Below are 23399 nucleotides of genomic sequence, written 5' to 3' on the forward strand. Positions count from 1 at the left end.
TATATATGACTTTTACGGCGGGTAACATTCTATTGGTTGGTGCCATCCTGTTATTTGTTAGCATATTGATTAGCAAGACAGGATTTCGTTATGGCATACCTACATTGTTGATATTTCTTTTAGTCGGCATGCTTTTCGGTGTAGATGGAGTAGGATTTCAATTTGACAATCATGCCGCTACACAATTCATTGGTATGGTAGCTTTGAGTATCATTCTTTTTGCCGGAGGTATGGATACGAAATATGCGTCAATAAAGCCTGTATTGGGTGCAGGAATAGTGTTATCCACTGCAGGCGTACTGTTGACAACGGTTATTACCGGCAGTTTTATCTATTTCATATCTCTTATGTTTACTAAAAGCATACCTGTTTCCATAAGTTTCGCCCTTCTCTTGGCAGCAACAATGTCGTCAACCGACTCTGCTTCAGTATTTAGCATTCTGAGATCTCAGAAGATGTCATTACGCAACAATTTGCAGCCTATGCTTGAGTTGGAAAGTGGAAGTAACGACCCTATGGCTTACATGCTTACCATAGTGATGATACAGGTGATGCAATCCGGCGCAGATGCTTCCATAAGTGTCGGAAGCATTTTGTTGATGTTTTTCGTACAATTTTCTGTCGGCTTGTTGATGGGATTCCTGCTCGGCAAAGCATGTGTATGGATTATCAACAAAGTAGGACTTCAGAACAAGGCTCTTTATCCCATCATGATGGTGAGTTTCATATTCTTTGTGTTTTCTTTTACCGATTTGTTGAAAGGTAACGGATATCTTGCCGTATATATCGCAGGTATCATAGTGGGCAATCATAAACTTGTTGAGAAACGCAGCATAGATTCATTCCTTAACGGTCTTGTATGGTTAGTTCAGATTATCATGTTCCTGATGCTCGGTTTATTGGTTAATCCTCATGAGATGATAGACGTGGCTGTTCCTGCCATTATTATAGGTGTCTTTATGATTTTGATAGGACGTCCTTTGTCTGTGTTTCTTTGTCTTTTACCATTCAGGAAAATTGGATTTAAGGATAAAGTTTTTGTATCTTGGGTCGGTCTTAGAGGCGCCGTACCTATCATTTTCGCCACTTATCCGGTAGTGGCTAATGTAGAAGGGGCTTCTTTTATTTTCAACATAGTATTTTTCATCACCTTACTGTCACTTTTGATACAAGGAACCACAATACCTGCCGTAGCAAATTGGTTGAAACTCGGAGTAAAAAGCGACAATGCACCGGAAAATTTCGGCGTGGAAATACCTGAAGAACTTAATACCGTCCTCGAACAACAAATAGTTGAAGAAGAGTCCCTTCTGATGAATTATCCTTTGCCGGAAGGAACATTAGTGATGATAGTTAAACGTAATCATAAATATATAGTACCCAATGGGAAACTGCATCTTTTAAAAGGAGACAAGCTGCTCTTGATTTCAGAAAAACAGGAATGACAAGGACAATATTTTTTATGATATTGTTTTATTGATCGACATTATATTCTTATGACGAACTTTTGATGTGGTTATTATGTTGAATGGAGGCAATCCATTAGAATAAAATATTTTCTTTTTTTATCTATTATATATGTTTTTGTTTTACTTTTGCTAAAAAAATAGAGAATTAAATCTAAAATATAAAAATCATGATTAGTTATAAGGATTTAGGTCTTGTCAACACTCGTGAGATGTTCAAGAAGGCTATAAAAGGCGGATATGCCATTCCGGCTTTTAATTTCAACAATATGGAACAATTGCAAGCCATAGTGATGGCTGCCGTGGAGACCAAGTCTCCTGTTATTCTTCAAGTTTCAAAAGGTGCACGTAACTATGCCAATCAAACCTTGCTGCGTTATATGGCAGAAGGTGCTGTAGAATATGCAAAAGAATTGGGATGCCGTCATCCGGAAATAGTACTTCATTTAGACCATGGCGACTCGTTCGAATTGTGTAAATCATGTATTGACATGGGTTTCTCATCGGTGATGATAGACGGGTCAGCTTTGCCATACGATGAAAACGTGGCACTTACAAAGAAAGTTGTTGACTATGCTCATCAATATGATGTCACTGTAGAAGGCGAACTCGGTGTTCTTGCCGGTGTTGAAGATGAAGTAAGCGCTGAACAAAGCCATTATACGAAACCGGAAGAAGTCGTGGATTTTGTTACCAAGACGGGCGTCGATTCATTGGCAATCTCCATTGGTACTTCACACGGAGCATACAAATTCACTCCGGAACAATGTACCGTAGATCCAAAAACAGGCAGATTGGTGCCTCCTCCGTTAGCCTTCGATGTACTTGAGGCAATAGAAAAAGAATTGCCTGGATTCCCTATAGTACTGCACGGCTCGTCATCGGTACCTCAGGAAGAAGTCGATATCATTAACGCCAACGGTGGTAAGATGGTTGCGGCAGTCGGTATTCCTGAAGAGCAACTTCGTAAGGCTGCAAAATCAGCAGTATGTAAAATCAATATAGATTCAGACAGCCGTTTGGCAATGACAGCGGCCATACGCAAGACTTTGGCAGAAAAACCCGGCGAATTTGACCCGCGCAAGTATCTCGGCCCCGCCCGTGACAGCATGAAAAAACTTTATATTCACAAGATAGTAAACGTTCTCGGTTCTGACAATAAATTGGAGAATTGCTGAACTGAGTTGATATCAAATAAATCGTTTTATATGATGCGCCGAATCGAAACATTCGACGCATTTTTTATTTGCCTGCTCACATAATGAAGAAATGACACTACATCAATCCCAATGAAAAATAGTCTGCAATGTTTATAGGTTTCTTTATTATGATTTTGAAAATCAAACTTATATGCCTGTAAACAAAGCAAAATGTTTTATGATTTCATATTGATAATCAACTGTTTATGATTATTTCTATTGTCTATGAAATCCAATATGATGATAAATTAACATTCGATGTATTAAATAATTATCGCATATACAGAATTGCATATAACGATTTTTTTACGGACAACAATAAAAAGTTAATTTAAAAGTATCATTATCTTACTGATGGTGATTTAACTGCATTTTTATTTTTGAAACCATCAAATCTATAGCCACCTGATTATATCCGTTGGGAATGATGATGTCGGCAATACGCTTAGTAGGTTCTATAAACTGATGATGCATAGGTTTTACGGATGTTTCATAATGATGAAGCACCTCATTGACTGTACGACCGCGTTCTTTGGTATCTCTTCTTATACAACGCATCAAGCGGTCGTCGCCTTCAGTATCAACGAAAATCTTGATATCCATAAGATTCACGAGTTCAGGATTAGTAAACACAAGGATACCTTCCACTATCACCACATCACGTGGTTCTATAGTAGTCACGAATTCAGAACGAGCACATGTCACATAGGAATATATCGGCATAGGTATAGACTTGCCACTTTTCAACATATTGAGATGTTTTATCATCAATTCCCATTCAATGGCATTGGGATGGTCGAAGTTGATTTCTTTTTTCTTTTGAGGGGACAGATGCCCGTTATCCCAATAGTAGGAATCCTGAGGAATGACTGTCACAGTATTTTGTGGCAATGCCTCGATGATTTTGTTTACAATAGTTGTTTTACCACAGCCGGACCCGCCGGCAATACCTATCACCAACATAACGGTTATTTTTGATAAACGAGAGATTCAACATCTCTTAAATTTCACTATATAGATACACAAAGGTATCAAAAAACTGAATGAAAAGAGTCATTTATCCTGATAACATCTTTTCATTCAGTAATAATTATTCTTATAACATAAGGTAACTCATCAAAATACCTGCTGCCACTGCCGAGCCTATAACGCCGGACACATTAGGACCCATAGCATGCATCAACAGATGGTTCGATGGATCGTATTTTTGACCTTCCATTTCCGAAACGCGAGCACTGTCCGGCACTGCCGATACACCGGCATTACCGATAAGAGGATTGATTTTATCGCCTTCTTTAAGGAAGAGATTCATAAACTTGGCACCGAGAATACCGCCTATTGTCGCTATGACAAATGAGAAAGCACCAAGACAGAATATCAACAGTGACTGAGCCGAGAGGAACACGTCAGCTTGAGTTGAAGCACCGACGGTGACACCCAATAAAATAGTAACGATGTCTATCAGGGCATTACTTGCCGTATTGGCAAGGCGTTTCGTCACACCGCTTTCTTTCAACAAGTTGCCAAAGAACAGCATACCGAGAAGCGGCAATGCTGAGGGGCTGATGAAAGTAGTAAGCAACAGACCTATTATTGGGAAACATATTTTCTCAGTTTTACCCACTGTACGTGGCGGTTTCATGTGGATGAGGCGTTCTTTCTTGGTTATCAAGAGCCTCATGACAGGCGGTTGAATGACAGGTACCAATGCCATATACGAATATGCAGCAATAGCAATAGGACCAAGAAGATGAGGAGCCATTTTTGATGAAAGGAAAATAGCGGTAGGACCGTCAGCACCACCAATAATACCTATGGCACCTGCTTCTTTAAGGTCGAAACCAAGAGCAATAGCACCGAGGAAAGTGACAAACACACCTAACTGTGCAGCAGCACCAAGTATCATAAGGCGAGGCTGCGAGATAAGCGATGAGAAGTCTGTCATGGCTCCAATGCCAAGGAATATCAAAGGCGGATAAATACCTTGTCGAACACCAAAATAAAGATAATTCAACACGGAACCCTTCTGATAAATACCTGTCTGAATATTAAGACTGAAAGCTTCTTTGATAATAGCTGTTCCCGTAGCCTCGTCAACGCCTTGAGGCAGACTGATGCTATTGTTGGCTATCATCTCATTGAAGCGTGCTAAAGCGGCGTTAAGGTCAAGATTAATATTTTCTCCATTAAAGAGACTTACCATAAGGGCCTGAGCCTGTTGCAGGTCGAAATTCAGTGCTTTCTGCTGATATAAATCAGTAAGGTGATTAAGTACTTCATTAAGACCGAAAGTATAAGTTTGCAGGAATGGTATGTTACCTATTATAATACCTGTACCTATAGGAATGAGCAACATGGGTTCATATTCAAATTTAATGGCCAAGAATATGAAGAACAGAGCAACAAATATCATGATAATATTACCTCTGGTGGCATTTCTGAATCCGGTAAAAGCGAAGAAATTTTCTATTCCGGATACCAATTCCTGACCCATAGAGTGCGACGATTCCGTCTGAGATAATTCTGTCACAACATTGTCACTGCCGTTGGCGAATACGTGCTCAGCCATCGTAGTGTTAGAACTGACGAAAGCATGCAAAACCAACAACATTGCCACTAAGGCAAAGATGGTGAGAGCTTTTCTTTTAGCATTATTTTTCTTCATAATCAACCAATTACAAATAACAAGGCACCTTGTATAATGTTGTCACCAACTCTTACTTTAATTTCTTTTATTGTTCCGTCAACCTCGGCAAGGAAGTTGTTTTCCATCTTCATGGCTTCATACATCAAAAGTTTCTGACCACGTTTAACCACATCACCTTCTTTGACGAATATCTGCATGATAGTACCCGGCAATGGAGCGCAAGCTCTAAAGCCTCCCGGTGTAGTCTCACTCGGAGTGGCTTTGGCCTTGGTTTCCACCTTAGGAGCTGTACCTGCTTTAGGGCGCGGAGCTGCCTTGAAAGTTTGGACAGGCTCTTCTTCTCTCTGTACTTTTACTTTATATTCATTGCCATCTACTACTACTTCAGCATTCTCGCCTTCGTATTTTTTTACTTCGACAGCATATTCTTTACCGTTTAATGTAAACTTGAACTTTTTCATATCGTTCTTATCTATTCAAATTATTTAATCCGTATATCTTAGAACTCCACGGGGAATAGCGACGTTCTATCCTCGTGATGGTAATCTCATCAGCCTCAGTATCATGAACTTCTGATGATAATGCTAAAGCAAGACCTATCACAACTTTAATATCGTCGTTGACAGTATCGACGCCTTTTATCGTAGGTTTTCTGTCATCATTTGTTGTTCTTTTCTTCAAAAATTTGCCATAATCAGCATTGACAATCTTTGCCACCAATGAAAATATAAGAAACAAAACGATCAAAGCTATGATAGTAATAAGGAAGCCGGATATTGTAACGATCCATCCTTTGCTGCCTATTTCTGCGATTAAAACCAATAACGCCTTCATAATCATTAAATTTAGGATTAAAGCGGTATGTTATTGTGTTTTCTCGGATAATTAGTATCCTTCTTTGTTTCGAGGGATTGCAAAGCTCTTATGACGCGGAAACGGGTGTTACGTGGTTCGATAATATCGTCGATATAGCCGAATTTAGCTGCATCATACGGGTTAGCGAACTTGTCGCGGTACTCCTGTTCTTTTTTCGCAATAAATTCATTACGCTCATCCGGGTCTGTAATTTCGCTTAAAGCTCTTCCTTCCAACACTTCTATAGCACCGGCAGGCCCCATGACGGCTATTTCTGCAGTAGGCCATGCATAGTTGATATCAGCACGCAGTTGTTTGCATCCCATTACAATATGAGAACCGCCGTAAGACTTACGCAATGTCACAGTCACCTTAGGCACTGTAGCCTCGCCGTAAGCGAACAACAGTTTTGCACCATGAGCTATGACACCACCATATTCCTGTACGGTACCCGGCAAGAAGCCAGGGACATCGACGAGTGATACTATAGGAATATTGAAAGCGTCGCAGAATCTCACGAAACGGGCACCTTTACGTGAAGCATTAATATCGAGTACTCCGGCAAGGAAAGCAGGGTTGTTGGCTACTATGCCCACAGGAGAACCATTGAAACGTGCAAAACCTACAATAATATTCTTTGCAAAATCTTTATGTACTTCCAAAAATTCCGCATTATCAACTATGGCATGAATAACCTGCTCCATGTCGTAAGGCTTGTTGGGATTATCAGGTATCACCTGATTCAAGAAGTCTTCTTTACGGTCTATAGGGTCAGTGCAATTCACCATAGGAGGTTCTTCAAGATTATTTTGAGGAATGTATGAGATAAGATTTCTGATAAGCTGTAAACCTTCTTCTTCCGTTTCAGTCATGAAATGGCTTACTCCGGATTTCTGATTATGTACCAAAGCGCCGCCGAGGTCTTCAGTACTCACGTCTTCACCAGTAACAGTCTTCACGACTTTAGGACCGGTAAGAAACATATAACTGTTTTGTTCAGTCATCAGAATGAAGTCTGTAAGAGCAGGAGAATAAACGGCGCCGCCGGCGCAAGGGCCGAAAATTGCCGATATCTGAGGGATGACACCGGAAGCGTTGATATTACGTTGGAATATCTCAGAGAAACCCGCCAGACTTCTTGAGCCTTCCTGGATACGAGCTCCACCGGAATCGCAGATGCCTATCACCGGAGCTCCAACTTTCATGGCTTGATCCATGACCTTACATATCTTCTTAGACATTGTTTCAGACAAAGAACCGCCAAGCACTGTAAAATCTTGAGCATAGACATATACTACACGGCCATCGATAGTGCCGTAACCTGTTACAACACCATCACCGAGAAATACTTGTTTGTCAAGACCGAAATCCGTAGTACGGTGGGTGACGAACATGTCAAATTCCTCGAAACTACCCTCGTCGAGCAACATGTTGATACGCTCACGAGCAGTATATTTCCCTTTGGCATGTTGTGAATCAATGCGCTTTTGTCCGCCGCCTAAACGTGCCAAAGCGCGCTTGTCTAACAATTCCTGAATTTTTTGTTCAATTAACATGGTTTATGGAATTAAATGATACTAATTTATTTTTTCTTATCTTCACAAAGTTCCGTTAACACTCCGAAAGTCGATTTCGGATGTAAAAAGGCTATACTGAGACCTTCAGCACCGCCTCTTGGCTCGTTGTCGATGAGTTTTATACCATATTCTTTAGCTTCTTCAAGCTGATTTTCAAGACCTTCAACAGCAAATGCAATATGATGCATTCCACCTTTGCCATTGTTCTTTTCGATGAAAGCAGCAATAGTACTTTCAGGCGATGTAGGCTCCAACAACTCTATTTTTGTCTGCCCAATACGCAAAAATGCAGTCTTGACTTTCTGATCGACAACTTCTTCTATGGCATAACATTTGGTTCCTAATAATTTTTCGAAAAACGGAATGGCTTCGTCTAAACTTTTAACGGCTATTCCAATGTGTTCAATATGAGTAGGGTTCATAATTATAAAGTTACGTTGTTTGAAAATATGGTGCGAAAATACAAAAAAATAGTAAATAAAAACATAAGATTATCAAAATAATTTCCCTTTTATTTTAATGTCCCTTTCAGACCTCGCAAAGACATTTTTTACTTCCTTTTTTATCCTTAAATAAACATCAGGATTCTATTTTATAAAAATCTTGATTTTTCTCAACTGTATTCTTTTTTTTTATTTTGAAACAAGAGGTTATAATATTTGTTAATTTTGCCGCATCAATCATGAAAAAATGAATGTCAACGACACTAAACGGGAACGTAAGATTTACAAAGTGACAATAATTGGTGGTGTTGCAAATGCCATCTTATTGATTTTTAAATTTATTGCCGGATTTTTGGGCCACAGTTCCGCCATGATAGCCGATGCGGTACATTCTTTATCTGACTTTCTTACAGACATTGTAATATTGATATTTGTCAAAATCAGCAACAAACCTGCAGACAAAAATCATGATTATGGTCACGGCAAGTTTGAGACTTTGGCTACGTTCATCATAGGTGTGGTACTACTTGCTGTAGGCATCATGATATTTTGGTCCGGAGCAAGTAAGATTTTCATGAGTATCAAAGGTATAGAACTCGAACAGCCGGGCATGCTGGCATTCTGGGCTGCCATTGTTTCCATCATAGTCAAAGAGGCAATTGCACGTTATACTATCATCAACGGCAGGAGACTCAATTCCAAGGCTGTAGAAGCAAATGCCTGGCATCATCGCAGTGATGCCTTGTCGTCGGTTGGTGCTGCAGCAGGTATAGCAGGTGCTATATTCCTCGGTCCTAAATGGCGTATCCTCGACCCTTTGGCTGCTGTCGTGGTAAGCATCTTCATCTTAATTATGGCTGTTAAATTCTTGGTATCATGCATATCTGAATTTATGGAACATTCCTTATCCGAAGATATTGAAAATGAAATAATTAATACAGTAATGTCTTTTGAGTTCGTGAAAAATGTACATAATCTGCGCACTCGCAAGATAGGTAACGGAATAGCCATGGATATGCACGTAGTGATGGACGGCGATTTAACATTGAAAAAATCACATCAATATACAAAAGATATTGAAAATCTGCTGAGAAGCCGTTTCGGTGACAAATCCTTTATTTATCTGCATGTGGAACCATCAAAAAAAGACTGACAATCAACTGTCTCTTTCGATTCAATTTCTCTACTAAAACTCATCAACTGTAAAACATTCATTTACAATGTAAAATGATTCTAATTTGTCTTATATGACGAATAAAAACATCTTGTTCTTATATCTATAATAAAACATTTTTCAGATATAATATGACAAGACATCTTGAAGCAGAAAATATACGTCATTCAAGCAGATAGGAAAACTTTTCTGTTGATAATCAGATATATTTAAAATACTTCCTTATCTGACAATCAATTTCTCAGAAGTCATAAGATTTCCTTTATCATCACAAATCTTTACGATGTACAAGCCGGCCGGTATCCCGTTCAAATCTATACCGACATTGTTTGTGTTATTGATATTCAACAACTTAATAATCTTACCATTATTATCATTAATGACAACATTTCCATTTATGTTATCATCCCATTTCATAAAAACATTGTTGTCTGCCGGATTAGGTGATATCAACAATTTGCCTGTTTTTGGCAGTTCATTTTGGCTGAAATGCAGTTTATCCCATGCACCCAAAATATAATCTCCTGATTGCAGGTTATTTACTGTCATCCTTCCAAATTTCCAGGTACCTTCCCATTCGTATGGAATAGATTGCCATTGTTCCGAGGCATTGGAACGATACAACAACACGACGGAATCATTATCAGAAAGTATTAGATTTTGGTCGAACAGAATATTTTGAACATAATTGAATTCCGCTCTTATGTCGGCTGAACCCTTATCATCGCGGAATACAGTCCAAAAATGGTCCGGCGACAACTTCAACCCATAAACATTGTGATTGGAAGTGTCAGGACAGACCAAATGATGTTCCAGACGAAGGAAAACAGAATCAGTGACATTCTCGGCAAAGACTTTCAGATTGGAATTTCTCAATGTTATAGTAGTGTCGTTTTTGATAATATTGTTAGATTCAATTCGAGCATCGGCAGTCTTGTTGTAATAATCGCCGAAAACGGCTATTGGATAGAATTCGGTTTGTTCTGTTATTGTCGCAGATTTACCACTCCATTGTATGCGTGCAGGATGTATGTTCCATTCTTCATCCATAAAAGCTATCTCATAAATGACGTTGTCGCCTATATGGTCCGAAAATCTGTGTTTCTGACTTACATGAATTTGTATGTCAAACACATTGCCATTTGGAGTTACGGCAAAAGAATCTATGTTGTAATGAGGGCTGCCCGGAGTAAAGACCCATGTATCGAAAAAGCCTGTCATGTCCATACCTGTATATTCAGTCAAAGCATCGCGCAATTGTTCTGAAGATGCAGCATTGTATGAATATTTCTCGAGATAATATTTCATGGCATTGTTGAAATTTTCTCTTCCAAGGTAATTCATGAGAGTATGAGTAACTATGGCGCCCTTGTCATAAACAGTAGTACCATAAGTAAGGTCCAACGGAATGTTATTCAATGGAATAAAACCCTCGCTGTTATGACAGGTATGTAATATTGTCTCAATGAGGGCAGTCATCTGTTTTTGATATTCTTCTTCGCCATAAATATCTTTCAGATAATAATATTGACAGAAGTTGCCGAGTCCTTCATTGAGCCACATGTCCCCGGCGGTAGAGCAAGTCGCCTTGTTACCGAACCACATGTGGGACAATTCATGAGCAATAAATGATTCATCAGAGGTATTTCCTGTTATCAACTGACTGGCAAAGGCAATATTGTCAACATGTTCCATACAGCCCAGATTAGTACTTACATAGCCTATTCTATTAAAAGGATAAGGTCCGAAGCTGTCTTCAAGGAAGCGGGCAATCTCCTTAAGATGTACAAAAGTGCCTTCAACTTTATTTATTTGATTTGGCTTTACATATATAGTGATGGGAATATCTCTGTCTATGCCTTGATAAGTATCTTCCCACAATTCATATTCACCGACGGCAAAAGAAGCGAGATATGTCGGTATTTCCTGTGGAACGGACCAATGCCATGTGGAAGTGCCGTCACCATTATCGGTTGTTGACATGAGGTTGCCTCCGCAAACGGCTTTTTTCCCGTTAACGGCAGTGACGAAAATGTCGTATGTCGCTTTGTCAACGAAATTGTCAACACAAGGAAACCATGTCTTACCGAGATTGTGAGGTTGACTGTCAAAGCCCACGCCAAGATTAAAGACGTAAGTTCCACTCCAATGTACTCCACCCCAGTTTTCATAAAATGGCTTTCCTGAATAATTTATAGTAATAGTGCCATTACTGCCGACTGTCATGGTATTATTTAATGTAATGGTTATCAAGTCGTTTTCATAAGTATAACTCCTTATGCTCAAGTCCTCGCTCGTTATCGCTTCTATTTCAAGATTTTTGAGTTCGAAATTTATTACAGAGAGGTCCTCCATAGCTTGAAAACTGACAAGAGTGGTGGCATTCATTTCCTTGTTATCGAAGTCAAGATTGTTTATATGTATCTCATAATGAGTAACATCAATATTATCTCCTACGACATTGTTCTTACCTTGTACATTGACGCAAAGTAACAAAGTGGCTATAATAAATAAAAAAATCTTCATAATGTTCAAATATTACTGTAATTTTGTAGGTTGAGGTTTTAATATTTTGAGGGTAAAAATATAAAATATTTTAATAACAGTGATTGAAAAGTTCAAAAAAATAAAAAAGCAAGTTTTTGAAGTTGAGAAAGAAGCCGATTTTGAGAGTTTGGCATTGGAGATATTTGACATTCAATATAATAATGTTGATGTTTATAAACAATACTGTAATTTGATACATCGTACCCCTGACACTGTCAAGACGTTATATGATATACCATTTATGCCTGTAGATTTTTTCAGGACACACCGTATCTCAATAACAAAAGAACCGGCGTCGCTTGTCTTCAGCAGTTCCGGGACAACAGGGTCCTCGACAAGTCATCATGAAGTGCCAGACCCTGCAATCTATGATGAAAGTCTGTTGAAAGGGTTTGAGAAATTTTATGGCAAAGTCGATGATTATTGTATCCTTGCCTTGTTACCTTCCTATCTCGAACGCGAAGGCTCTTCTCTGATATATATGGCTGAAAAACTGATTAAATTGTCAAGACATCATGAAAGCGGCTTCTATCTTTATGATTATGAAAGACTTGCCAAAACATTGAAGAGTCTGAAAGATAATGGAACAAAGACTATACTTATTGGAGTGACGTATGCCCTTTTAGACCTTGCAGCTGATTATCCAATTGATTTTCCGGACCTTATCATAATGGAAACAGGAGGTATGAAAGGGAAACGCAAAGAGATGGTAAGAGAAGAAGTCCACAAAATATTGACAGATGCATTTCATTGTCCTTCAATACATTCAGAATACGGCATGACAGAGTTGCTTTCACAAGCCTATTCCTCAGGAAAAGGCATCTATAACCCCGTACCATGGATGAAAATCCTGATACGTGAGACAGAAGACCCGTTGTCGTTGGCAAAATGCGGCATAACAGGAGGCATTAATGTGATAGACCTTGCCAATCTGTACAGTTGTTCTTTTGTGGCAGTACAGGACCTCGGGCGTCTTCATGATGATGGTAGCTTCGAAGTGCTTGGAAGATTCGACAACAGTTTGATAAGAGGCTGCAATCTGTTGGTATATAATTGATTTCCAGTATTGATATTTATAATTTAAGTATGTAAAATAAAATATTATCGTGTTACCGAGAAAGAACTTGATCTAAAGATAAATATTGGAAGAAGAACGCCTACAGCCATCATCAACATTGTCAGAAAACATATCATACAATTATAATTAAATAAATTGAAATAGTGTTCAAAAGATATTTCCTCTTTATTCTGAAGACATATTAAAAGAGATTGGACTGCACGGTAGGCATACATTCCCGGAATCATAGGCAGCAACGCCGGAAATGACAGTGCTTCTGCCGGACAACGCCAGAATTTTGCCAATGGTATTGACAAAAGACCTATGGAAATGGCAGCAACGAAACTAGCCATGATAATGTTCCAACCACATAACTGCATCAGTATGAGGCGAGAAGTATGTGCTATGGCAGCCAACAAAGCACAGCCGGGAAAACTCTTAAGAGGTATGTTGCTGATGCTGCCGAAACCTATGGCAGCAATACCGGCGAACAAACTGTTTTCAAGCAAGTCTATTATTATCATAAGAATTTAATATTCAATATTATAAGACCTAAACACAAACCTAAGGACAAACAAATTGTTATTATAGTGGCATTGATAAACCTGCTGATAAAACAGATATGGTGTCCATTTATCAAGTCATTGATAGAGTTGATGAAAAGCACTCCGGGTACCAAATAAAGCACACCGGTGCCGAGTGCGATATCAGGAGTCTTTCCCCAACCGAAGACATAACAGGAAGAAGCTATTATGGTGGCAATGCAGCCAGATATTATAGTTACAAGCCGTATGTCCCAACCATGTTTGCCATGTAACGAATTTTTAAGATAAAAACCGCAAATTGTAGCAACAAACACTATTACCATCGAGATAAAATCACCACCGAATAGTCTGCAAAATGAACCATTGGCTAAACCTGTGAGAATTAACACAGTCCAGTCATTGAGTCGAGGACGTGCAGTGATGTCATCGAATCTTTTTATCGCTTCATCCAATTCCATCCTGTTGTCGTGTATCTCCCAACTTAACTTACTCAACAAAGTGTTCTTGTCGAAATCTACACCTTGACTTTTTATTATCTCATTGTTAGAATATGAATGGAGATGTTCCTTGTCCCACAAAGTCACCATTATATGCTGAGGCAACACGCCCATTTCTACTACGGTATCGAATCTTTCCGCTATTCTCCCTATATTCTTTTCTATCCTTATGGTAGTTGCTCCGTACTGTATCAGTTTTGAAGCATATCGCGAAAGGAAAAGACACACCTTTTTCAAATACGAATGAATATCTTTATTATCAATAGTATAATGGTCATTTTGACATGAAGTCTCAGAAGTCTGTTTATCTTTCTTTTTCTTCCACAACAAGTCAAAAACAGCAATAAAAACCGTTAGAATAATACATAAAACTATAATATATGGTGCAAAATCAAAGATGGCATCATTCGAGGTTGATATATTATCCATTTTATATTTTTGGTGCAAAGGTAAAGTAAAACAGCATTTAAACATGAATCTGTCATCAGTTTTTTCTCTTTACGATGATAATAAAACATAAAATCAACTGAAAATGTTAAAAAATATTAAGTATTATGACACGAATAAATTTCAAAATGCGTTATAATCATAAAAAAACTAAAAAAACTAAAAAAGACATTTTTTATTCTTAATTTTGTACATCGAAAGACACGATATGAAGAAACAAGACAAATATGTAAAGGCTAAGATTATTTCCATTGGAGATGAACTATTGATAGGGCAAGTTGTCAACACCAATGCGTCATGGCTCGGACATATATTGACTGTCAATGGAATAGAAGTAATTTCCATAATTGCTGTAGGAGATGGAGAAGATGATATCATGAAAGCATTGGAATCCAACTCAGATGTTGACATAGTATTGATGACAGGCGGGTTGGGACCAACAGCAGATGATATCACAAAGCCAACATTATGTAAATTTTTCAACACCGAACTCATTCAGAATGAAGATGCTTTGAACAATGTGCGAGAGATTTTCAAACTACGAGGCTATCCAATGAGCGAACGTAACGTTCAACAGTCTTTTATACCAAAATCTTGCACCTATATACCCAATCGTTTCGGTACTGCTCCCTGCATGTGGTTTGAAAAAAATGCAACAGTGTATGTCTCCATGCCTGGTGTACCCTTTGAGATGAAATCTGTATTCGAAACGGAAATACTTCACCGACTGTTGTCAAGATTCAAAGTGACACCTTATATAAGTAAGGTAGTGATGACAGTAGGTGTAGGAGAATCTTTTCTTGCCGACAGACTTAAAGACTGGGAAGAGAAACTGCCGGATTTTTTGTCGTTGGCATATCTGCCTCAATACGGAATGGTTAGACTGCGTCTCGAGGGGCGTCACGAAGACAAAGAGTTGTTGCATAGCACTGTGGACAGAGAAATAGAAAAACTGTGCGCCATCATACCGGACAATATCTTCGGTTTTGATGATATGTCCATAGCTGAAGTAGTGATAGAAATGCTGAAGAAAGAGAATAAAACCGTATCAACGGCAGAGAGTTGCACCGGAGGAGCTATCGCCAGAATGATAACAGGCATACCGGGATGCTCAGCAGTGTACAGAGGTTCGGTAGTATCATACGCCACAGATGTGAAAGAGAGCGTACTTAGTGTTGAACATCAAGATATTGTGAAATTTTCCGTAGTAAGTAAAGAAGTAGTGGAACAAATGGCAAAAGGAGTTAAAGAACTGTTGCATACAGACTATGCCCTGGCAACGACAGGAATAGCCGGTCCCGATGGAGGCACGGAGACGACACCGCTCGGCACAGTGTGGATAGCTGTTGCCACACCCGACGGAATAATATCACAACGCCATAACTTTGGTAAAGAACGTGACAACAATATCCAAAGAGCCTGCATAGTGGCATTAGAAATGTTAAGACAATGTTTAAGAAAGAAAGAAATAATATTATGAGATTGAAAACCATATTGATATTATTAGTAGTGTCCGTTTTTTGGACAGCATGTTCCGGAGATAAAAAAAACGACAAGGCAAAATTCGATATACCTTATCAGGATATGGAACCTAAGATATTAACTGTAAAAGAATATCAAAAAGTTCTTTTCGACATCGACACCGCAGATTTCAAAAAAGGATTAGAATCTTTGATACCTGAATATTCATCTGTATTGGGGACATCCATCAATGATATACAGGCCAATTATGTAAAGGCTTTTGTTACAGATACATTTTGTCGCCATCTTTATGAAATGGTAGATGAAAAATTTTCTGACATAGAACCTATAAGCAAAGACATACAGACTGTATGTCAAAGATTTAACTATTATTTCCCAGGTAACGATTTACCGGAAGTCATTACATATATCTCAGGTATAGACTATGAAATGGGACCGGTTACAAACAATGGACATGCCATACTTATAAGTCTGGATTATTATCTTGGCAATGAAGACAATATTTATGATTATATCGGCATGCCGCGTTTTCGTTCTTTGAGATGTCGCCCGGAATACATCACAAAAGACCTCGCTGTCTTACTATATATGCATTATATTTATGACACTCATATTTACAAGAATATCATCACAGAAATGGTGGAAAAAGGCAAGATGTATTATTTTGTCGAGGCAATGAATCCTTCTTTGCCGGATTCGATACTTTTGGGATATTCTGAGAAACAGATGGATTGGGCAAAGAATAATGAAGGCAATCTTTGGGCGTCTTTGGTAGGCGATAACTTATTATATGCCAACAAATTGACTGAATATCAACAATTTTTTGGAGACGGACCTTTTACACAGGCATATTCCAATGATGCCCCTTCACGGCTTGGAGATTTTATAGGACTTCAGATAATACGTTCTTACATGAACAATAATGATGTGACATTACAGGAATTGATGGACAACAAGGATCTGTTACAGATTTTTCAAGATTCCAATTATAAACCGAAAAAATAAAATATAGTTATAGTGATAAAAGACCGAAATTTATGAAACCAAAATATCATGTTAGTAAAGACTTATGGGAGTGCCATCAGTGGCATAAAGGCTATTGTTGTCACCATAGAAGTAAATATCGACAGAGGAGTACAGTTTTTTCTTGTCGGATTGCCTGACAGTGCAGTAAAAGAGAGTCAACAGCGTATAGAATCAGCCTTAATAAACAATGGGTTGAAATATCCTAAACGTAAGATAACCATTAATATGGCTCCTGCCGACATACGCAAGGAGGGGTCATCTTACGATTTACCCATTGCGATAGCAATATTGGCAGCATCGGAACAGGTAAGTACGGAGAATCTTGATAGATATATCATTATGGGAGAATTGTCGTTGGATGGCAGTCTCAATCCCATAAGAGGTGCTTTACCCATAGCTGTCATGGCATTGCAAGACGGTTTCAAAGGAGTGATAATACCGCGAGCCAATGCCATGGAAGCCGCAGTTGTGGAAGGTATAGAAGTGTATGGAGTAGATACTATCAATGATGTAATAAACTTCCTTAACGGAGGCTCTCTCGACCCGGTGACGCTGAAAGATTCCACACCTGAAAGCGATGATATGTATGATTTTGACTTTGCCGATGTCAAAGGTCAGGAGAACATTAAAAGAGCCTTGGAGATTGCCGCTGCCGGCAGCCATAATGTGATACTGATAGGTCCGCCCGGCAGCGGCAAAACGATGCTCGCAAAAAGACTGCCGAGCATCTTGCCTGTCATGACACTGCAAGAAGCATTGGAGACTACAAAAATACATTCAGTAGTAGGATTGCTCGGTAACGGAGTGTCATTGTTAAGGACACGCCCATTCCGAAGTCCTCATCATACCACTTCTTATGTCGGTCTTGTCGGTGGAGGCACCTATCCACAACCGGGAGAGATATCTTTAGCCCACAATGGAGTCTTGTTTCTCGATGAGTTGCCGGAGTTCAAACGTAATGTGCTCGAGGTACTGCGGCAGCCTATGGAAGACAGAGTCGTGAATATAGCTCGGGCAAAACAAACTGTGGAATTTCCGGCAAATTTTATGTTGGTGGCAGCGATGAACCCTTGTCCTTGCGGCTATTATAATCATCCTACACAAGAATGTGTGTGCCAGCCAGGTGCGGTAGAGAAATATCTGAACAGAATATCAGGTCCTCTTCTCGACCGTATTGATTTGCATATTGAAGTGGTGCCGGTGCCTTTTGAAGACCTTGCAAACAAACAACCGGGAGAAAAAAGCATTGAAATCAGAAAACGTGTCATGGCGGCAAGAGAAATTCAATCGCAACGCTTCATTGACATGCCTAACGTACACGGAAATGCTCAGATGTCAACAAAAATGATACAGAAATATTGCATCTTGGATGACGTCAGCAATACTTTACTGAAAAAAGCCATGGAACAACTTAACCTGTCAGCCAGAGCATATGACAGAATACTGAAAGTGTCGCGTACCATAGCAGACTTGGACGGCAGCAATAACATAAAAAGAGAACATGTGGCAGAAGCAATACAATATAGAAGTCTTGACCGAGAAAACTGGGGTAAATAAATATGAAAACGGATAATATTATCGTCAAATCGACATACAATATGTTTCATAATAAACATATTTGCCGACTTAACGCGTGCAATTTTTTTAAATAAATATTTAAACTATTGATATACAATAGTTTATTTTTTAATTAAAATATATAAAAATATGGATAAATTAAAATAAAACATTATATTTGTAGCGTAAAATTATGTTGTAGTAATGGACTTCATACAATATAATCTTGCAAAGCTATAAATTATAAAAAATGGAAGTCCTTTTAATAATTAAAAAACAATAAATATGAAAAAGTCATTACACATATTTCTTGTAAAGGCTCTGATGATAATTTCTGTTTATGCTTTAGTTCCTTCGACAACAATGGCACAAAGTATCGAACATACTTATCATTTCAATAATCCGACCATTGAAGATGACGGAATTTATCAAAGAATAAATTTCGATGGATGTATCCTTATGGGTAAAGCCGGTGAACCTGCTTTACCATGGCAGAATGTTAGTCTGTTGTTACCATTGAACAGTGATGCAAGTGACATCATAGTGGAATTTTCGGACTTTACTGAATTGGAAGGAACGTATAATCTTCTTCCTTATCAAAATCCAAGACCTGTTAGCGACAACAGGAAATATCCATTTGAAAGAAATGAAAGAATTTATCAGTCGGCTGATACTTATCCATCTGAAACAGAACGAGAAGTGAATACGCAATATCTGAATGGTTGTTCATTTGCCTTTTCGTCATTCACACCTGTACGCTATGTTCCTGCAAGCGGAAAAATAAGCTATGCACAGACTGTAAAGGTTAAAGTTAAAACAACGGCAAGCCGCACCGACAACAGCGCCAATCTTTGGTTGAGACCGGAGATACAGAGAAGTGTGGAACGTCTGGCACAAAATCCTGAACAGATAGAAGGATACAAGACTCGTGCAAGAAGTATTGGGGGATACGACCTCTTGGTCATCACACCATCACAATGGGTGAGTTCGTTCAATAACTACAAGAACTTTTACGATACACGTGGAATACGTACTACGGTAGTCTCTGTCGAAACGATTTATTCCACTATGAGTGGCACTGACAATCAAGAGAAGATTCGTAATTACATAATACAACAATATCAGAACAACGGTATCATGATGGTACTTCTTGGAGGTGATGTCGCTTTAGTTCCGTACAGAGGACTTTACTGTTATATTGATTATGAATATAATGACAATATTCCCGCAGATATGTATTATGCCGGTTTGGATGGCAATTGGAACAATAATGGAAACAGCCTATGGGGTGAAAATGGTGAAGAAGATTTTCTTCCGGAAATCGGCATTGGTCGAATGTGCTTCAGTAACAGCACAGAATTGAATAATCTGCTTAACAAAACCTTGACATACCAAAACAATCCTGTCCTCGGAGAATTTACCACCGTGAATCTTGGAGGTGAACAAATGGACGAAACACCATTTTATGCCGGTTTTGACTTGGATCATCTTATTGGCACTTGTAATTTTAATGGATATACCACTTATGGTATCCCGAGCAATTATACGATTAATCGTTATTATGCAAGCAACACCACAACATGGAATGCCAATACATACAGACAATTTATCAATGAAGGCGGCTCATACAACTATCACATGGGTCATGCCTCTACCAGTTATGTTGCAGGATGGGAAACATATCAGATTAATGACAGTTTCTTCGGCTCACTTAACGGTACTCAACACAATTATTCATTCTTCAACACACAAGGATGTGAATGTGGCAATTTCCCGGACAACAACTGTATCTTGACAAAACTTACGACTACATCTACAGGATTCGTCGCCACCATTGGAAATTCACGTTATGGATGGTACAGTAGCATGGGAGATGGTCCGGGTGCTCATTTTCAAAGAGAATATGCTGACGCAAGTTATCATGAACGTATCCCATATATAGGTCTTGCTGTTAAAGAAAGCAAAATTCAATATGCACCATACGCAAACACTTCTCCATATTACAAATGGACTACTTACGACATAAACATCATGGGTGATGTCGCTACCAGCGTTTGGCTTGAGGAACCTTTCACCCCCAATGTCAATTATGTGTCACAAATTCCGGTAGGAACTAACTTTCAATTTAATGTGACTGTCACAAAAAACGGTCAGCCACTCAGCAATTTCCGTTGCAGCCTCTATCGTGATACAGAACTTTTGGGATTCGGGGTCACTAACAGTAGCGGAGCTGCCACATTGAATCTCGATCCTATTACTTCTTCATGCGTAATGGACCTCATAGTGACAGGTCCCAATGCCTGGACACAACATCTTACTGTAACAGCAGGTTCCGGAACACCTGAACAACTGACTCTTTCCATTACATCACAAAATCCTACATGCAATGGTGATGACGGTTATATTATCGCTACACCATCAGGTGGCATTCCTCCTTATACTTACAGACTTAATGGTGAGGTGGTTGGCACTCCGAGCAGTAACAGTATGGTATTTCAAGACCTCGACGCCGGGAATTATTCAGTTCAAGTTACTGATGCCGTCAACACGACGGTTAGCGAGAATGTTACTCTTTCCAGTCCCGAAGGAGTAAACATCACCGATGTATTTGCTGAAGATCCGAGTTGCCACGGCTTCGATGACGGAAGCATAACAATTCAAGTTGACAACGGCAACACTCCTTATACATATACCCTATATTCTCAAAATAATGGTTCCTGGGAACATTATGACAATGGTATCAATACAGATGCTATCGGTTTGACTGATGGAGGTTCTTTTTCCTGGGGCATTATGTTCCCATTTTCCAATTTACCGGAATCATTATTAACCAAAGTTTCCATGTATGACTATACAGAACACACAGGTGAGATTAAAATATACCAGGGCGGTTATTCATCCCCGGGTACATTGATATATACACAATCATACTCTTGTACAGGCTCGGAAGAGTATGTGGAATTTACGTTGAATACACCTGTTACAATAGATGTTACTCAAAACTTATGGATAATAATGCATAATTTTGATGGTCATTATGTTGCATCAGGCGGAAATAATACCGGAGACCCTAATGGCAGATGGATTTCAACTGATGGAATAACATGGAACGATGTATCTGCCTTAGGCTTTGACCTCACCTGGAATTTACGGATCTATATCACTCCTATAACAAACATCACAAATAACAGCAATACTTATACATTTGAAAATCTTAGTCCGGACAACTATACTATAACAGTAACGGATGCAAACGATTGTTCTGACACAGAAACCATCACCATCAACGAACCTTCTTCAATAAACATCTCCGGAACAACAACCGATGCTTCATGTCATGACAGTAACGACGGAAATATTACGTTGAATGTAAATGGTGGGACATCACCATACACATATTCATGGAGCAATGGTGCCACAACAGCCAATATCAATAATCTCAGTGCCGGCAGCTATATTGTAACTGTGACTGACTTTAATGGGTGCACAGCTTCAGAATCGTTTACAGTAAATGCACCGGAAATTCTTACCATTACAGGTACAGTTACCAATGTATCTTCTCCCGGAGGAAATGATGGTTCTATCACAATAAATGTAAACGGTGGTACGCCTCCATATACTTACACGCTCAATGATGTCCCAACGACTTCTTTTACAGGTTTAAGTGCGGGAACATACACCATCGTCGTAACCGATGCCAACGGATGTACTGATTCGGCAACATTCATCATCACCGAAGAAGGCGAATTGAATCCGGGATCCATAGCTTCTACAGGAGAAAACCTATGTGTCGATGAAGCACCAGGTCAAATTCCTTCAACAATGGATGCCACAACAACCAACAGTAATCTGACATATCGCTGGAAATGCAATGGAACTGTGCTTCAAAACAGCAATGTGGCAAGCTATACCCCTGAACAAATGCCTGCCGGCAGTTACATCTTCACTCGTGAGGCCATGGACAGCAATACAGACTGGACAGAAAGTATCGGAAGTTGGACAGTTACAGTCTCAGACAATCCGGTGGTAACTATAGATGGAAACCTCAGCATAGAAGAAGGAGAAAGTACAACATTGACAGCTTCCGGTGCCGAAAATTATATTTGGGATACCGGCGAGACAACAGCAAGTATAACAGTGTCACCGACAGAAACAACCACCTATTCTGTAATAGGAATAAATGGAGACCATTGTATTGACATTGCTGAAGTCACTGTGGAAGTTAATCTGTTGGGCATTGACGAAAATGCTAACCAACAAGTAAATCTATATCCTAATCCAACTACCGGCAACGTAAAAATACAATGTAAAGACATGAAATGCGTTACTATCATGACGACCACGGGTCAGATTGTCAGCAAAGCCACTATCGATTCTGATGAAACAACCATTAACTTCGACGGACTGCCTGCCGGCATTTATATTGTAGGGGTCATGACTCATGATGACAATATGATCATGAAAAGAGTGACTTACATATTGTCATTATAGAATTACAAGGGTGAGTCCTATTGTTGGCTCACCCTTTCGTTATTCAAATTTCCGAGTATTTCATTCAAATATTCAATTCTCAAAAAGACAGTATTGCTTTTGAGTCATATTCGTAATGTGAATTTTCGGCAAAAAGGAAAAGATAAATCTTACAATATTGGAATTTATCACCAGTTTCGTTATTTTATATCTTGATTATCAATATTCTATTTCTTTTATGAAGTTAAAAAAATCATTGCTAAACAAAAATGGCTTATTTTCTGAATTTCATAAAAAGCTTAATTTTTCATATAAACATATATATTTGTCCAAAACCGAATTACAGTCTGATAAGTTTTTTGTCCAACTTATTCAATCACCTTGACATTAAATTCTCACTTTACTAAACA

17 protein-coding genes are annotated in these 23399 nt (G+C 38.9%); 8 read left to right on the plus strand and 9 right to left on the minus strand.

Annotated elements, in window-relative coordinates:
• Window positions 1-5: 5 nt before the first annotated feature.
• A complete protein-coding gene (locus tag ACZOVS_RS09215) occupies window positions 6-1445 on the plus strand; it encodes a potassium/proton antiporter (protein WP_483996937.1) in 1440 nt (479 codons plus the stop codon).
• 191 nt (window positions 1446-1636) lie between these two features.
• Complete coding sequence (locus tag ACZOVS_RS09220; RefSeq protein ID WP_483996938.1) at window positions 1637-2644, plus strand: class II fructose-bisphosphate aldolase; 1008 nt, start codon at window positions 1637-1639, stop codon at window positions 2642-2644.
• Window positions 2645-3013: 369 nt separating this feature from the next.
• Here ACZOVS_RS09220 and udk read toward each other — a convergent pair whose 3' ends face one another.
• From udk to mce, 6 genes are all read right to left on the minus strand, one after another.
• Window positions 3014-3628 (minus strand): uridine kinase, encoded by a 615-nt coding sequence (udk, locus tag ACZOVS_RS09225; RefSeq protein WP_483996939.1) that lies wholly within the window; start codon window positions 3626-3628, stop codon window positions 3014-3016.
• Window positions 3629-3761: 133 nt separating this feature from the next.
• A complete protein-coding gene (locus ACZOVS_RS09230) occupies window positions 3762-5159 on the minus strand; it encodes a sodium ion-translocating decarboxylase subunit beta (protein ID WP_483996958.1) in 1398 nt (465 codons plus the stop codon).
• 173 nt (window positions 5160-5332) lie between these two features.
• Entirely contained in the window at window positions 5333-5773 is a 441-nt protein-coding gene (locus ACZOVS_RS09235) for a biotin/lipoyl-containing protein (RefSeq protein WP_483996940.1), read from the minus strand.
• 7 nt (window positions 5774-5780) lie between these two features.
• Window positions 5781-6146: an OadG family transporter subunit gene (locus ACZOVS_RS09240; RefSeq protein ID WP_483996941.1), complete on the minus strand. Its 366-nt coding sequence runs from the start codon at window positions 6144-6146 to the stop codon at window positions 5781-5783.
• A gap of 17 nt (window positions 6147-6163) precedes the next feature.
• Entirely contained in the window at window positions 6164-7723 is a 1560-nt protein-coding gene (locus tag ACZOVS_RS09245) for an acyl-CoA carboxylase subunit beta (protein WP_483996942.1), read from the minus strand.
• 26 nt (window positions 7724-7749) lie between these two features.
• A complete protein-coding gene (mce, locus tag ACZOVS_RS09250) occupies window positions 7750-8166 on the minus strand; it encodes a methylmalonyl-CoA epimerase (protein ID WP_483996943.1) in 417 nt (138 codons plus the stop codon).
• 268 nt (window positions 8167-8434) lie between these two features.
• On the opposite strand from mce, the gene ACZOVS_RS09255 reads away from it, so the two are divergent.
• Window positions 8435-9340 carry a cation diffusion facilitator family transporter gene (locus tag ACZOVS_RS09255; protein WP_483996944.1) on the plus strand — a complete coding sequence of 302 codons (906 nt, stop codon included), beginning with the start codon at window positions 8435-8437 and terminating at the stop codon, window positions 9338-9340.
• 243 nt (window positions 9341-9583) lie between these two features.
• Here ACZOVS_RS09255 and ACZOVS_RS09260 read toward each other — a convergent pair whose 3' ends face one another.
• Complete coding sequence (locus ACZOVS_RS09260) at window positions 9584-11887, minus strand: M1 family metallopeptidase (protein ID WP_483996945.1); 2304 nt, start codon at window positions 11885-11887, stop codon at window positions 9584-9586.
• A 79-nt stretch (window positions 11888-11966) separates the two neighbouring features.
• Between ACZOVS_RS09260 and ACZOVS_RS09265 the strand changes: the two genes are divergently transcribed.
• Window positions 11967-12965 carry a LuxE/PaaK family acyltransferase gene (locus ACZOVS_RS09265; protein ID WP_483996946.1) on the plus strand — a complete coding sequence of 333 codons (999 nt, stop codon included), beginning with the start codon at window positions 11967-11969 and terminating at the stop codon, window positions 12963-12965.
• A 44-nt stretch (window positions 12966-13009) separates the two neighbouring features.
• Here the strand turns inward: ACZOVS_RS09265 and ACZOVS_RS09270 are convergent, their stop codons facing one another.
• On the minus strand, window positions 13010-13489 hold the full coding sequence (locus ACZOVS_RS09270; protein WP_483996947.1) for a threonine/serine exporter family protein: 480 nt from the start codon (window positions 13487-13489) through the stop codon (window positions 13010-13012).
• A complete protein-coding gene (locus tag ACZOVS_RS09275) occupies window positions 13486-14436 on the minus strand; it encodes a threonine/serine exporter family protein (protein WP_483996948.1) in 951 nt (316 codons plus the stop codon). The genes ACZOVS_RS09270 and ACZOVS_RS09275 overlap by 4 nt, the downstream gene beginning before the upstream one ends.
• A gap of 226 nt (window positions 14437-14662) precedes the next feature.
• Here ACZOVS_RS09275 and ACZOVS_RS09280 point away from each other — a divergent pair, with 226 nt between their 5' ends.
• The 4 genes from ACZOVS_RS09280 (at window position 14663) to ACZOVS_RS09295 (ending at window position 23010) form a co-directional block, all read left to right on the plus strand.
• Window positions 14663-15934: a competence/damage-inducible protein A gene (locus tag ACZOVS_RS09280; protein ID WP_483996949.1), complete on the plus strand. Its 1272-nt coding sequence runs from the start codon at window positions 14663-14665 to the stop codon at window positions 15932-15934.
• Complete coding sequence (gene gldB / locus ACZOVS_RS09285; RefSeq protein ID WP_483996950.1) at window positions 15904-16941, plus strand: gliding motility lipoprotein GldB; 1038 nt, start codon at window positions 15904-15906, stop codon at window positions 16939-16941. Before ACZOVS_RS09280 ends, gldB begins: the two co-directional genes overlap by 31 nt.
• Before the next feature lie 48 nt (window positions 16942-16989).
• On the plus strand, window positions 16990-18519 hold the full coding sequence (locus ACZOVS_RS09290) for a YifB family Mg chelatase-like AAA ATPase (protein ID WP_483996951.1): 1530 nt from the start codon (window positions 16990-16992) through the stop codon (window positions 18517-18519).
• Window positions 18520-18804: 285 nt separating this feature from the next.
• Window positions 18805-23010, plus strand: coding sequence for a C25 family cysteine peptidase (locus tag ACZOVS_RS09295; RefSeq protein WP_483996952.1), 4206 nt, complete (start codon window positions 18805-18807; stop codon window positions 23008-23010).
• The last annotated feature ends 389 nt before the right edge of the window (window positions 23011-23399 follow it).

The organism is Candidatus Limimorpha avicola (assembly GCF_056978975.1).